Source organism: Thiomonas intermedia, from assembly GCF_002028405.1.
In the GTDB taxonomy this organism is placed as follows: Bacteria; Pseudomonadota; Gammaproteobacteria; order Burkholderiales; family Burkholderiaceae_C; genus Thiomonas; species Thiomonas intermedia.
Map to the genome: position 1 here is coordinate 1,430,709 of NZ_CP020046.1, position 12,564 is coordinate 1,443,272.

General features: G+C 65.1%; 12 protein-coding genes. 5 read left to right on the plus strand and 7 right to left on the minus strand.

Translation table 11 applies throughout. The features are described 5' to 3' along the window. Positions 1-184 precede the first annotated feature (184 nt). The 3 genes from BVH73_RS06715 (at position 185) to BVH73_RS06725 (ending at position 2,909) form a co-directional block, all read left to right on the plus strand. On the plus strand, positions 185-1,234 hold the full coding sequence (locus BVH73_RS06715; protein WP_169836761.1) for a sulfurtransferase: 1,050 nt from the start codon (positions 185-187) through the stop codon (positions 1,232-1,234). Then, positions 1,219-2,373, plus strand: a complete 1,155-nt coding sequence (locus BVH73_RS06720) for a YeeE/YedE family protein (protein WP_079417259.1) — start codon at positions 1,219-1,221, stop codon at positions 2,371-2,373. Before BVH73_RS06715 ends, BVH73_RS06720 begins: the two co-directional genes overlap by 16 nt. A gap of 347 nt (positions 2,374-2,720) precedes the next feature. Continuing rightward, positions 2,721-2,909, plus strand: coding sequence for a hypothetical protein (locus BVH73_RS06725; protein WP_079417261.1), 189 nt, complete (start codon positions 2,721-2,723; stop codon positions 2,907-2,909). On the opposite strand, the gene rapZ is transcribed toward BVH73_RS06725, so the two are convergent. The 3 genes from rapZ to BVH73_RS06740 all read right to left on the minus strand — a co-directional run bounded on the left by rapZ (position 2,870) and on the right by BVH73_RS06740 (position 6,720). Beyond that, positions 2,870-3,829: an RNase adapter RapZ gene (rapZ, locus tag BVH73_RS06730; RefSeq protein WP_079417263.1), complete on the minus strand. Its 960-nt coding sequence runs from the start codon at positions 3,827-3,829 to the stop codon at positions 2,870-2,872. The two genes, BVH73_RS06725 and rapZ, sit on opposite strands and share 40 nt — an antisense overlap. Positions 3,830-3,845: 16 nt before the next feature. Then, positions 3,846-5,507, minus strand: a complete 1,662-nt coding sequence (gene recN / locus BVH73_RS06735) for a DNA repair protein RecN (protein WP_079417265.1) — start codon at positions 5,505-5,507, stop codon at positions 3,846-3,848. A gap of 319 nt (positions 5,508-5,826) precedes the next feature. Further along, entirely contained in the window at positions 5,827-6,720 is an 894-nt protein-coding gene (locus tag BVH73_RS06740; protein WP_079417267.1) for an NAD kinase, read from the minus strand. A 314-nt stretch (positions 6,721-7,034) separates the two neighbouring features. Between BVH73_RS06740 and hrcA the strand changes: the two genes are divergently transcribed. Further along, positions 7,035-8,054, plus strand: coding sequence for a heat-inducible transcriptional repressor HrcA (gene hrcA / locus BVH73_RS06745; RefSeq protein WP_079417269.1), 1,020 nt, complete (start codon positions 7,035-7,037; stop codon positions 8,052-8,054). A 180-nt stretch (positions 8,055-8,234) separates the two neighbouring features. Here the strand turns inward: hrcA and BVH73_RS06750 are convergent, their stop codons facing one another. The 4 genes from BVH73_RS06750 to BVH73_RS06765 form a co-directional block, all read right to left on the minus strand. Then, on the minus strand, positions 8,235-8,660 hold the full coding sequence (locus BVH73_RS06750) for a universal stress protein (RefSeq protein ID WP_079417271.1): 426 nt from the start codon (positions 8,658-8,660) through the stop codon (positions 8,235-8,237). A 134-nt stretch (positions 8,661-8,794) separates the two neighbouring features. Beyond that, the gene (locus tag BVH73_RS06755) at positions 8,795-9,901 is read right to left on the minus strand and encodes a porin (protein ID WP_079417273.1); all 1,107 of its coding nucleotides are present in this window, start codon (positions 9,899-9,901) and stop codon (positions 8,795-8,797) included. A 302-nt stretch (positions 9,902-10,203) separates the two neighbouring features. Then, positions 10,204-11,286 (minus strand): porin, encoded by a 1,083-nt coding sequence (locus tag BVH73_RS06760; protein ID WP_079417275.1) that lies wholly within the window; start codon positions 11,284-11,286, stop codon positions 10,204-10,206. Positions 11,287-11,508: 222 nt separating this feature from the next. Further along, positions 11,509-11,952, minus strand: a complete 444-nt coding sequence (locus BVH73_RS06765) for an OsmC family protein (RefSeq protein WP_079417277.1) — start codon at positions 11,950-11,952, stop codon at positions 11,509-11,511. A 78-nt stretch (positions 11,953-12,030) separates the two neighbouring features. Here BVH73_RS06765 and BVH73_RS15720 point away from each other — a divergent pair, with 78 nt between their 5' ends. Next, positions 12,031-12,231 carry a hypothetical protein gene (locus BVH73_RS15720; RefSeq protein WP_154048443.1) on the plus strand — a complete coding sequence of 67 codons (201 nt, stop codon included), beginning with the start codon at positions 12,031-12,033 and terminating at the stop codon, positions 12,229-12,231. The last annotated feature ends 333 nt before the right edge of the window (positions 12,232-12,564 follow it).

The window sequence follows — 12,564 nt, forward strand, 5'->3', positions numbered from 1 at the left end:
TGGAGGACATCGGGGGTGCATGGAGATTCCACTCTGCGATGGGTATGGGAAGAGGTTAGCACCACGCATCCCGGCCCTCTTCAGGGACGCCCCGGGCGCGGCTCGGGCGCATATGCCTTGCGGTTGGATGCGCATGACAACTCTGTATTTCCGTTTCGGCCGCCGGACTTCCAGAATGCCCTGCATGAACACACCGCCCCCCACCCCCTTTCCGTCCACCTCCCGCACGGCGCGGCGCTCCGGCTGGTCGCGCCTGTGCCGCGTTTGCGCGCTGGGCTGGCTTCTTGCCGCCTGGGCTCTGCAACAAGGCGTCAGCGCGGCATCCGTCCATCCGGCAGGGCCACAGGCCTTCGGCCCGCTGATCTCAGCCTCCGCCCTGGCGGCGCGGCGCGACCAGGTGCGCATCATCGACCTTCGCGACGCAGCCGGCGAGCCGGATGTCGCGCACATCCCGGGCGCGCTGCCCGCGCCCTATGCCGACTGGCGCGGTCCGGCGAGCAATCCCGGGCAACTCCGGCCGCTACCCGAGTTCACCGCGCTGGTGCGCCGCCTGGGCCTGACGGCCGAGACCCCCGCGGTGCTCGTCGCCACCGGAGACGATCCCAGCGATTTCGGGGCGCCCGCCCGCGTGTACTGGACGCTGAAATGGCTGGGCCTGAGGCATCTCGCCATCCTCAACGGCGGCATGACCGCCTGGCAGGCGGCCGGGCTGCCCATCACGCGCAAGCCCACGCCGCCCGCCGCGCCCAGCGCGTTTACGCCCCAACTCGACGACGCCCTGCTCGCCACCCGCTCCGACGTGGCGCAGGACCTGACCCGACCCGGCACCCTGCTGCTGGACGCCCGCCCCCGCGCCTTCTATCTGGGACGCGAGAAGGCGCCCGCAGCACGCCGCCCAGGCACCCTGCCCGGCGCCCTCGATTTCGACAACCTGCGCTGGTTCGAGCCGGGCAGCGGCGCCCTGCCCGATACCGCCACGCTCGAACGCATCGCCCAAGGCCTGCCGAAACCTCTGGAGGCAGCGCCGACGGACGGAGTGGTCTCGTTCTGCAATACCGGGCACTGGGCGGCGACCAACTGGTTCGTGCTGTCCCAGGTGCTGCGTCGGCCGCATGTCGCGCTCTATCCCGGCTCGATGGTGGACTGGTCACGCACCGACGCGCCCATGGCGCATGTCCCCACCCGGCTGCAACAACTCTGGCAGCAAATGGGGCTGACATGGCAAGCCCTCTGAACCCGGCCATCCGCACCGCGGTGGCGCAAACCTCCGAACCGAGCCGGAGCCGGTTGCCCCGCAGTCTGCTGGTCGCATGCGGTCTGGCCGGGTTTGCCGCCATCACCTGGCTGGTCGGATGGCGGCAGGGCCTGCTCTGGCTGATCGGCCTGGGTTATGGCGTGCTGCTCGCGGCCGCCGCCTTCGGCTTCACCACGGGGTGGCGGGTATGGATCACCCGCCGCGACCCCAAGGGTCTGTGGGCGCAGTTTGTCGGCATCGCGGTGGCCATGATCATCAGCGTGCCGCTGCTGGCCGCGCAGCCCACGCTGCAGGGTGCCGACGGGCCGCTTTCCATCAGCCTGCTGGTGGGCGCCTTCGTATTCGGCGCGGCCATGCAGGTGGCCGATGGCTGTGGCTCGGGCACCTTGTACAAGGCCGGACTCGGCCATCCGGTGAGTCTGGCCGTACTGCCGGCCTTCGTGTTCGGCAGCTTTCTCGGGGCAGCCCAGCTTCCGGCCTGGCTGTCGCTCGGCGCGCTGCCTCCCGTCAATCTGGTGCACCGGCTCGGGGCCACGCAAACGCTGATCATCCAGCTTGCGGCCCTGGCCCTGCTGGCCGCGCTGCTGTGGCGGTTTCGCGGCTCGCAGCCTTCACGCTGGCGCGGATCGGCGGTGTGGTGGGCCGCCATCGGGCTGGGCCTGCTGGCGACCGCCAATCTGGCGGTGGCCGGGCAACCCTGGGGAATTGTGTACGGCCTGGGTCTGTGGGGCGCCAAGATCGTGCAGGCCCTGGGCATCGATCTGAGCGGCAACGCGTTCTGGGGCCTGCCGGCGCAGCAGGCCCAGTTGCACACCACGGTGCTGGCCGACAACACCAGCGTCACCGATCTGGGCTTGCTGCTGGGCGCGCTCATCGCTGCCCGTTGGCGCGGAAAAGCCAGCCCGGCGGTGACGTTGCCCGCACGTCAATGGCTGGCCTCGATCATCGCGGGTCTGCTGCTGGGCTATAGCTCGCGCCTGGCCTTCGGCTGCAATGTCGGGGCGTATTTTTCGGGCATCGCCACCGGCAGTCTGCACGGCTGGGTGTGGTTTGCCTGCGCGTTTGCAGGAAGCCTCATCGGCGTGCGCCTGCGCCACCGTCTGGGCATGCAGGATTGAGAACCCTCTGCCGATCAAAACCGGCTGGGCTCATGCGCGTCTTGCACCCCATCCCCACCCCAACCCTCCCCACGAGTGGGGAGGGAGTGATCTCGCCTCCCCCACACCGCGGGGGAGGCCGGGAGGGAATGCCCACCCCAACCCTCCCCACGAGTGGGGAGGGAGTGATCTCGCCTCCCCCACACCGCGGGGGAGGCCGGGAGGGAATGCCCACCCCAACCCTCCCCGCGAGTGGGGAGGGAGTGATCTCACCTCCCCCACACCGTGGGGGAGGCTGGGAGGGGGAGCTCAGCACGCCTCGGCGGCACCGCGTGTCCACATCAACGATCTCGGTCGAAAGGGCCCTGATGAAACGCAGACTCCCCTGGCTGATGGCCCTGTTCTGGGCCGCCGTCGTCATGCTCCTCGTGCTGGACTGGCGCGTGAGCGCGCCGCATGACCGGTTTGCCGAACCGCCGCCGCTCGCCCTGGGCAACGGCCCGGCGGCCGATGCCGGTCACTGCTCGCTCGCTCCCGTCGCACCCAGCTCGCGGTGACGCAGCAGCACGGTGTACTGGCTGGCGAACGCGCGGCTGAGCTGCTCGCTCAGATACACCGACCGATGCTGCCCACCGGTGCAGCCGATGGCCACGCCCACGTAGCTGCGATGATCGGCCGCCAGCCGGGGGAGCCAGCGCTGCAGAAACCCGGTGATGTCGGCCTGCATCTGCAGCACCTCGGGCTGGCGCAGCAGAAACTCGGCCACGGGCACGTCGCGCCCGGTCAGGGGCCGCAACACCGGGTCGTAATGCGGGTTGGGCAACATGCGGACGTCGAACACATAGTCGGCGTCGAGCGGCACGCCGCGCTTGAACGCGAACGACTCGAACATCACCACCATCTGCGAGGCCTGCACCCGCACGACCTGCTTGATCCACTCGCGCAGTTGCGCCGACTTCATCTGGCTGGTGTCGATGTGCAGGCCGATCTCGGCGACCGGATGCAGCAACTCGCGTTCGAGCTCGATGGACTCGATCAGCGCATTGGCATAGCCCTCGCCTCGCGCCGCTGCGGCGTGGCCCGACTGATGGGCCGTGGCGCGGCTGGTGAGCGGATGGCGGCGGCGTGTCTCGGAGAACCGCTGCACCAGCGTGTCGGTGGCGCAGTCGAGGTAGATGGCGTGCACCTCGCAGCAGGCCCGCAGGTTCTTGAGCAGGGCCGGGACGTCGGCCAGCGACTCGGCGCTGCGCGCGTCCACCGCCACGGCCACGCGCTTCTGCCCCGAGGCGCGGGTCTGCTCGACCAGGGGCGTGATGAGCTGCGGCGGGAGATTGTCCACGCAGTAATAGCCGGAGTCTTCCAGCGCGGTCAGCGCCACCGATTTGCCCGATCCCGACAGCCCCGAGATCAGCACGAGCTGATGGGTCGAGCGGGAGTCGGCGGAAGGGGCGGCAGCTGAAGGCTCGGAGGGATTCATGGCGTGGGCACCGTGTTCAGGTCGCGTCGCAGGCCGCGAGCAGTTCGCGCGCGTGTTCCAGCGCGGCGTCGGACTGGGCGTTGCCACCCAGCATACGGGCGATCTCGCCAGGCCGCTGCGCCGGCGCGAGCGCGTCGAGCAGACTGGCTGTCTGCTGGCCGCTGCTGTGCTTGCGCACCGCGAAATGCTGCTGGGCGCAGGCGGCCACCTGCGCCAGATGGGTGACGGCCAGCACCTGCCGGTCGCCCCCCAGGCGGCGCAACAGCCGCCCCACGGTCTGCGCCACGGCACCGCCAATGCCGGCATCGACCTCGTCGAAGATCAGGGTGTCGGTGTCCTGCAGGGCGCTCGTGGTCACGGCGACGGCCAGGGCAATGCGGGACAGCTCGCCACCGCTGGCCACCTTGCCCAGCGCGCGCAGCTCTGCGCCCGGATGCGCGGCCACCTGCAGTTCCACGGCCTCCGCCCCGCGCGCGCCCACGGCGTCGAGCGGCACGAGCGCCACGTCGAAGCGCCCGCCGGGCATACCCAGTTCCTGCATGGCCGCCTGCACGGCCTTGGCCAATTGCTGCGCGGCCTTGCGGCGCCTGGCGCTGAGCTTGGCAGCAACCTTTTGCAAGGCGGCTAGCGCCTGCTGCTCGGCGCTCTCCAGGGCGGGAAGGTCGGCGCTGAGATTGAGCTGCTGGAGCTTGTCGCGCAGGGTTTGATGGGTTTGCGGAAGAGCCGCGGCCGTCACGCGATGTTTGCGCGCAAGGCTCATCCAGCCCGAGAGCCGGACATCCAGTTCGGCCAGGCGCTGCGGGTCGGCCTCGGTGCGCTCGGCGAGTCGGCGCAGCTCGTGGCTGAGATCGCTCAGACTGGTTTGCGCCGCCTCGATCTGCTGCACCAGCGGCTGCAGACCGGCATCGACCTGCAGCGCACGCTCCAAGGCCTGCTGCGCCTGCGCCAGCAAGGGCAGGACACCCTGATCCTCCCCATCGAGCGCCCCAGCGGCCGCCGCGAAATCTTCGAGCAGACTGCTGACATGGGCAAGGCGCTTGTGCTCGGCCTCCAGCGCCTCCCAATCGCCGAACTGCGGCTGCAGGCGGTCGAGTTCCTCGCATTGCCACTGCAGGCGCTCGCGCTCTTCGTCCAGGGCTCCAGCGTCGCGGCGCGCCTGCTGCAGGGCGGCATGCGCGTCGCGCCACTGGGCCCAGGCTTGGGCCACGGCCCGGGCTTCGTCCTGCGCCCCGGCATAGCCGTCGAGCAGTTGGGTGACGACCTCGCGCCGCACCAGACCCTGGTAGGCGTGCTGGCCGTGAATGTCCACCAACCACTCCCCGGCCGCCTTGAGCTGCGCGGCGGTGGCCGGGCTGCCGTTGAGAAAACCGCGTGACTTGCCCTGCGCGTCGATCACGCGGCGCAGCAGCAGCGTATCGGCCTCGGCGGCAAACCCCTGCGCCTCCAGCCAGGCGGCCAGCGGCGGAGTCAGACTGAACTCGGCGCTGATCTCGGCACGCAACGCCCCCGCGCGCACCACGCTGCTGTCGGCGCGCTCGCCCAACGCGAGCTTGAGCGCGTCGATCAGGATGGACTTGCCCGCGCCAGTCTCGCCCGTGAGCACGGTGAACCCGGCCGCCAGATCGATGTCGAGTTCGGGAACGATGACGAAATCACGCAAATGCAGATGCAGCAGCATGGCTCAGTGTGAGTGGAACGATGGACCCCGGATTGTTCCTGAGGACAGGGGCGATGACGAGGCGGACCGAATTTCCCCCTCCCAACCTCCCCCACGGTGTGGGGGAGGTGAGATCACTCCCTCCCCACTCGTGGGGAGGGTTGGGGTGGGCATCTCCCCCTCCCGGCCTCCCCCACGGTGTGGGGGAGGTGAGATCACCCCCTCCCCACTCGTGGGGAGGGTTGGGGTGGGGATGGCGTGAACCTTGTGCTGCCCAGCCTCGGCCTTCCGCCCGAGGACCGCGCACAGGCGCAGAGCCCCGCGCCTCGACAGGCTCGATTCAAGACTCATCGGGCCCTTCATGCCAATGGAGCTTCCTGCGCAGGGTGGAGAAATAGCTCCAGCCGGGCGGATGGAGGAAGACGCAGCGATACGGCGCCTGGCCGATGCGAATGCGGTCGCCACCGATCAACTCGGCATAGCTCTGCATGTCGAAATTCACACTGACGTCGCGCGGCGTGACCACCTCGATCACGATGTCGGCACCGCCCGGCAACACGATCGGGCGGTTCGACAGGGTGTGCGGCGCAATCGGCACCAGCACCACGCCGTTGACGCTGGGATGCAGGATGGGCCCGTAGGCCGACAAGGCGTAGGCGGTCGAGCCGGTCGGCGTGGCCACGATCAGGCCGTCGGCCCGCTGCACGTACATGAAGCGGCCGTCCACCTCCACTTTCAGCTCGACCAGGCCCGACGCCCCATTGCGGTTGACCACCACATCATTCACCGCGATGGCGCTGAAGATGGTCTGTCCCGCGCGCTCCACCGCACCTGAAAGCATGGCGCGTTCCTCGCGCTCGAATTCACCCGCCATCAGGCCGTCGATCGCGCTGTCCCATTCGCTGTCGGCGATATCGGTCATGAAGCCCAGACGTCCGGCATTGATGCCCACCAGCGGCACATTCAAAGGCGCCAGTCGCCGCGCCGCGCCCAGCATGGTGCCGTCGCCCCCCAGCACCACCGCCACCCAGCCGCCCTGCGCGGTGCGTTCGGCCAACTCGCTACTGCGCAACACCGGGTAGGGCAGCTCGGTGTGCTGCGCGGTGAGCTCGCCGACCCAGACCTCCACCCCGGCCCGGCTCAGACGGGCGGCAATCTCGCCGAGCTTGCGCTGCGCCTGCGGCGCCTGATACTTGCCGATCAGCAAAACCTGCTGGAACACGGTACGGAGCATGGGATGGAAAGAGAAGGCTCGGCGGAGAGCACCGCCCTGGCGGCAAATTACAGCACAGGCGCAAGTCGCGCGGTGGGCACTGGGTCTGGCTGTCGTGGGCGCCCTAGAATTTAACGGTCCAGCACGCTGAAGTTTGAAACGACTCCCCACCCCGACCCTCCCCACCCGTGGGGAGGGTGGTTGGGAGGGCGTACGCAGATCGCGCACAGCGCTGTTTTCTCCTCCTCCACAACGTGGGGGAGGTTGGGAGGGGGAGTCTGTTGGAGGGCGCAGCCCATGACTCGTTCATAATTCTCAATTCGGTATCAATCACGATGGACGAACGCGCCCGACTGCTGCTCAAGACCCTGATCGAACACTACATCGCCGATGGTCAGCCGGTGGGCTCGCGCACGCTATCGCGCGCCTCGGGGCTGGAGTTGTCTGCAGCCACCATCCGCAACGTCATGGCCGATCTGGAAGATCTGGGCCTGATCACGAGCCCGCACACCTCCGCGGGGCGCATTCCCACGCCACGTGGCTACCGCATCTTCGTCGATGCCATGCTCACGGCCCAGTCGCCCAAGCAGCCCGATCTGCTGCCGCAGACGCTGCAACAACACATCGACACCGCCCCGCCGCAGCAAGTGATGATGCGCGCGGCGCAGCTCATGTCCAGTCTGTCGCAGTTCGTCGGCGTGGTCCTGGCGCCGCAGCGCAGCGCCGCGTTTCGCCACATCGAGTTTCTGCAGCTGAGCGAACATCGCATCCTGCTCATCATCGTCAGCCCCGAGGGCGATGTGCAAAACCGCATGCTGCACTGGCCGCATGCCCTCAGCCAGAACGAGCTCAACACCGCGACCAACTACCTCAACGCTCATTTTTCGGGCATGAGTTTCGAGCAGGTCGCGCAAAAGCTCGGCAGCGAAGTGGAACACCTGCGCAGTGAACTCGTCGCCCTCATGCAGGCCGGCGTGCAGGCGGGCAGCCAGGCGCTGCAACAACCGCAGGATCAGGTCGTCATCTCCGGGCAGCAGCAACTGCTGGGCATCGGCGATCTCTCGGGCAATCTGGGCAAACTCCGCCAGCTCTTCGACCTGTTCGAGCAAAAAGCCCAGCTGCTCAAGCTCATGGACGCCTCCGCGCGGGCCGATGGCGTGCGCATCTACATCGGCGGCGAAAGCGAGGCCGTGCCCTTTGAGGAACTCTCCGTCATCACCGCGCCCTACGCGGCGGACGGCACCGTCATCGGCACCCTGGGCGTCATCGGCCCCACCCGCATGGCCTATGACCGCATGATCCAGATCGTGGACATCACCGCCAAGCTCGTCGGCAATGCCCTGAGCCAGCGGTAATTCGCCGCCCAGAAGGCAGAAACGCGGAAGAGACCTCTCCCGCTTGCGGAAGAGATTTGGAGGATGAGGCCAAGACTCAAGCGGCGCCACTCCTCCCCACCCCGGCCATACCCACAAGTGGAGAGGGGGCAAACACTCCTCCCCCAGCCGTGGGAGAGGGGGAGATGCAGCCTTACGAGTTCAGCGCACCAGCAACACCGGCACCGTGGTGGACGCCACCACCTTGCTCGCCACCGACCCCATGACAAAACCCTTCAGTGCCGAATGGCCGTGCGTCCCCATGATGAGCAGATCGGGCTGCAGGCGTCTGGCCTCGGCCGCAATCTGCTCGGCTGGATCGCCCACCCCATCGCGTGCCTCGTAAGCCAGCCCTGCGTCTTTCAACACGGCCTCGGCAGGTGCCAGCGCCTGTGCGCTGACTTCGCGGTAGTAATCGTCCAGCGTTGCCTTGCTGATCTGCGCCCGCGCCAGCGGTGTGCCGATGGGGAGCGCCACTGTGAACAACACGACACTGGGCGGCTCGCTGTAAAGCCGAGCGTGATGCACCAGCACCTGCGCAGCCTTGAGGGTGTAAGAGGAACCGTCAACCGGAAGAACAATCAGCATGGCACAACCTCCTTGCCGACTCATTATGCTTGCAACGCCCTGCCCGCCCTGGCGCGACGTGTCTGCCAGATAAATCCCATAAAAAAGCCGCCCGAAGGCGGCTTTCAAAACAGACTCTAAACAGCTTGCGCTGATCAGAACTGGTGACGGATGCCGAAGTCAAAACCCGTGGAGGTAAGACCATTGGGGCCCATCGGCGCATCGTTGTTGCCCGTGCTGTCGTTCACGATTGCATTGGCATTGGCATCGTTGGTGATGCGGGCATACGACGCGTACAGGTTGGTACGCTTGGACAGCGAGTACGTGTAACCCAGAGCGATTTGCTTGCTAGTGCTCGCAGAAACGCTCTTGTTCTTGGTTTGGGTGTAAGACACCAGAACGGCGCCCGGGCCCACGGGAATGGTGCCGCCCAGCATCCAGGCTTGCTGGTTGGTGTTAACCGTCGCACCAGCAGCGTTGGCATTCGGCTTGTTCTGTGCGTACATAGCAGCCAGTTTCGCCACGCCCAGGTCATAGGTGCCGACCAGCATGGTGTGCTTGACAGTGGCATCGCCATTGCTGTTGTTGACGCGCAGATAGTCCAGGCCAACCATCAACGGGCCGTTGTTGTAACCGGCATGCAGGTTATATGCGCCCGTCGTTTGGGTCGTCGTCGCCGTCGTCAGGCCAGTAAGACCGTCACCAAACACATAGCCAGCGGCGAAGTTGAAGCCTCCGAAGCTCGGCGACATGTAGGCCACCATCTGGCTGGCGCGGGCCGGTGAGCCGATAGTCCCGATGTTGGCGATATTGCCCATCAGGCCATAGCCGAACGGATCGACAGCAGCTTGGTCGTTGAAGTCCAGCGTGTACATGCGGCCAGCAGCCACCGTACCGAAGCTACCCTTCAAGCCCACCATGCTGGTACGGCCCATGAAGCCGCCGCCGGTGCAGTATTGGTTACCAGTCGTGGTAGTAGAGCCGCCGGTAGCAGAAGCCGAGCTGCCGCCGTTGGCGCAGAAGCCGGTCTCTGCTTGGAAGATCGCAGTCAGGCCGCCACCCAGATCCTCGGAGCCCTTGAGGCCGATCCGCGAGCCGGATTGACCACCCGTGCCGAGCTTGGTCACGTTGCCTGCGCCGTCGTTGTTGAAGTGGGCCACGCCCAGGTCGATGATGCCGTACAGCTGAACGGTGTCAGCAGCTTGGGCAGCGCCCATGCCGAAAGTACCGAGCACAGCCAGGGCAATGAGTGATTTTTTCATATGTGCATCTCCAGTAGATCGTTGGTCAATGCGGCTCTTGAAGGGAAGCCGCCACGCCTTGCTTGGGGTTCATACTGACATCCCACTCCAGGCGCCAACTCCATTTCGGGAAAGGAGCTTCATGTATTGCACCACTCTTGTGTGACCAGGCAAACCCTGATGCGCCAATTGGAGGCAGGACCGCACCGAATTGTTGCGCTCGGGCAACAAGGATGGCCATGAAAAAACCCCTGCCCCTCTAAGAGAGGCAGGGGTTTGGGCCAATGCAGACGAGCGTGCCCGTCCGCCAAGCACACCAGCGATTAGAAGCTGTGGCTGATACCCACGGCGAAGCCGCTGGAGTTGAAACCACCCGTGGTCGGGGTGGGTGCCGACACACCCATGGCGCCAGAGATGGTGTACATGGCAGCAGACTTGTTGGACAGACGAGCGTAGTTAGCATACAGCTGGGTACGCTTGGACATCGCGTACACATAGCCCAAGTTCCAGACGTTGGCACCGTTGGCTTCAGTCGTCTTGTCCTTCAGCTGTGTGTAGGCGAGCTGCAGGGAGCCTGCGCCGATGGGGGCGGACACGCCCAGCATCCAGGAATCCGTTTCGTCAAGCAGCGTGGACGCATCAGGCTTGTTTCTGGCGAACAGACCACCGACCTTGACCACGCCGAAATCGTAGCTGCCGAACAACATGGTGTTCTTGATTGCAGCAGCGCCGGAAGATGTAGCGGTGTCAACGTTCAGACGCTGGTAGTCGAGACCAGCAACGATCGGGCCTGCAGCGTAGGTGGCATTCAGGTTGTAAGCGCCAGTGGTCTTGGTGGTCAGGCCCGTGCCATCGCCGAAGGCATAGCCAGCGTTAAGAGTCAGGCCGCCCAGCAACGTGGGCGACATGTACGCGATCATCTGGCTGATACGGCTAATGCTGTCCGCGGGGATCAGCTGGCCGGAATAGCCGAGCAGGCTGTTTGCAGTGGGGTCAACCGTACCGATGGAATTGTCGGTGAAAGAGTACATACGGCCAGCGGCCACGGTACCAAACCCACCGGACAAGTTGACCATCGAAGTGCGGCCCATGAAGCCACCGCCCGTGCAATACTGGTTGCCAGCAGGAGTGGTTGAACCATAGCCAGTACCGCCGCCTTGGGAGCAGAAGCCCGTTTCAGCCTGGAAGCCAGCCGTGAGGCCGCCGCCCAGATCTTCCGTGCCCTTCACGCCAAATTTGGTGCCATTGAGCACGCCGCTGGTCATATTGGTCAGGCTGTCAGCGCTACCGTTGCTGTAGCGGGTGACGCCCATGTCCAAGGTACCGTAGAGTTGAACGCTGTCTGCAGCGAAAGCTGCGCCAGAGAAGGCGCTGAAAACCGCCAGGGCAATCAGTGATTTTTTCATGTGGAAATACTCCAGAGGATTGTCGAAATAACGCGGGGGTGCCGTAGTCGGTTAGACCTCAGCGAAGGGGGGACGGTTGTGAACTTCCGTCGCCTGCCACATCAACTCCAAGGAGGGAGCTGTTTGCATTGCAGCATTGCCCCCCCGGCATGGCAAGAACTAGAGGATGTATGCGGTCAGTTTTATGACAGGATGTTGCCAGGAAACAACATGCGTTACGACTTATATTTCACTTGATTTGATTTCGATATCGAAAGTCATCACCGCCGTCTTTTCAAGCATGGCGCTGGCTGAGCAGTATTTGGTATGCGACAGCTCGACGGCTCTGCGCACCATGTCTTCGCGCAGATTCACCCCTGTCACGACGAAATGCATGTGAATGCGGGTGAATACCTTCGGGTCCGCCGTGGCTCGCTCCGCGTCAAGACGGACCGTACAGCCGCGTACATCTTGCCGGGCCTTTTTCAAAATAAACACCACGTCGTAGGCCGTACAGCCCCCCGTGCCCACGAGTACCGTCTCCATCGGACGCGGGGCGAGGTTGTGGCCGCCGGGCTCGCCGGGTGCGCTGGCTGGGGCGCCGTCCATGCGCAGGGTGTGGCCGGTTTCGGTGTGGGCGGTGAAGGCCATGCCGTCGCTGCCCTCCCATTGCACGGTGCATTGCATTGATGTGTCTCCTTGCGGTTTCCTGTTGATCGGTGACTTCATTGTCGATGGTTTTCCAGATCGTCCACCAGCCGCAGCATGACGACGGTCACGCTCGATAGGCGCGAATTGCGCATGGTCGACGCCCAGTCCAATGCGGTTGCCAACGTTTTTCACCAGGCGCAAGACGCCGCCGACTTGGCCATCAAACCCGTTTTGCGCGAGATGGCGCGGTGCCTGACGATTTACTGGGCGGCATGTCGGTCATTGCGGTCGGCGGGGTGCGCTGACTTTTGTTGATTCACATCAATTTCTATGGCTTGAGGCGAGGGAGCGAGAAAACAAGAGTGGCTTCAAAGTTGGTTATTTCTTTTGTTTTTCAATGTGTTAGACGTTTAATAAGTGAATGCTTATTCAACAATACCATGATGTACGGATGGGCTATGCAAGATACATAAGCATCCTCTAATATTGCATCACGCGTCGCAGTTGACGCACCCTTTGTCTCCTCCACCTCCTCCTTTGGTGGATTCTTACCCGGGCCGATGCAACTCATCCGCCCGGGTATTTTTTTGCTTGTTTCTGGGGGTGGCAAGTGCTGGCGCGATGGCTCCAGCATGGGCAAGGATGAAG

What these genes read in the sequence shown, in the direction of transcription:
- BVH73_RS06765 (WP_079417277.1), bottom strand. Translation starts at nt 11,952, where the DNA reads ATGCAATGCACCGTGCAATGGGAGGGCAGCGACGGCATGGCCTTCACC.
- recN (WP_079417265.1), bottom strand. Translation starts at nt 5,507, where the DNA reads ATGCTGCTGCATCTGCATTTGCGTGATTTCGTCATCGTTCCCGAACTC.
- hrcA (WP_079417269.1), top strand. Translation starts at nt 7,035, where the DNA reads ATGGACGAACGCGCCCGACTGCTGCTCAAGACCCTGATCGAACACTAC.
- BVH73_RS06755 (WP_079417273.1), bottom strand. Translation starts at nt 9,901, where the DNA reads ATGAAAAAATCACTCATTGCCCTGGCTGTGCTCGGTACTTTCGGCATG.
- BVH73_RS06750 (WP_079417271.1), bottom strand. Translation starts at nt 8,660, where the DNA reads ATGCTGATTGTTCTTCCGGTTGACGGTTCCTCTTACACCCTCAAGGCT.
- BVH73_RS06720 (WP_079417259.1), top strand. Translation starts at nt 1,219, where the DNA reads ATGGCAAGCCCTCTGAACCCGGCCATCCGCACCGCGGTGGCGCAAACC.
- BVH73_RS15720 (WP_154048443.1), top strand. Translation starts at nt 12,031, where the DNA reads ATGACGACGGTCACGCTCGATAGGCGCGAATTGCGCATGGTCGACGCC.
- BVH73_RS06725 (WP_079417261.1), top strand. Translation starts at nt 2,721, where the DNA reads ATGAAACGCAGACTCCCCTGGCTGATGGCCCTGTTCTGGGCCGCCGTC.
- BVH73_RS06760 (WP_079417275.1), bottom strand. Translation starts at nt 11,286, where the DNA reads ATGAAAAAATCACTGATTGCCCTGGCGGTTTTCAGCGCCTTCTCTGGC.
- BVH73_RS06740 (WP_079417267.1), bottom strand. Translation starts at nt 6,720, where the DNA reads ATGCTCCGTACCGTGTTCCAGCAGGTTTTGCTGATCGGCAAGTATCAG.
- BVH73_RS06715 (WP_169836761.1), top strand. Translation starts at nt 185, where the DNA reads ATGAACACACCGCCCCCCACCCCCTTTCCGTCCACCTCCCGCACGGCG.
- rapZ (WP_079417263.1), bottom strand. Translation starts at nt 3,829, where the DNA reads ATGAATCCCTCCGAGCCTTCAGCTGCCGCCCCTTCCGCCGACTCCCGC.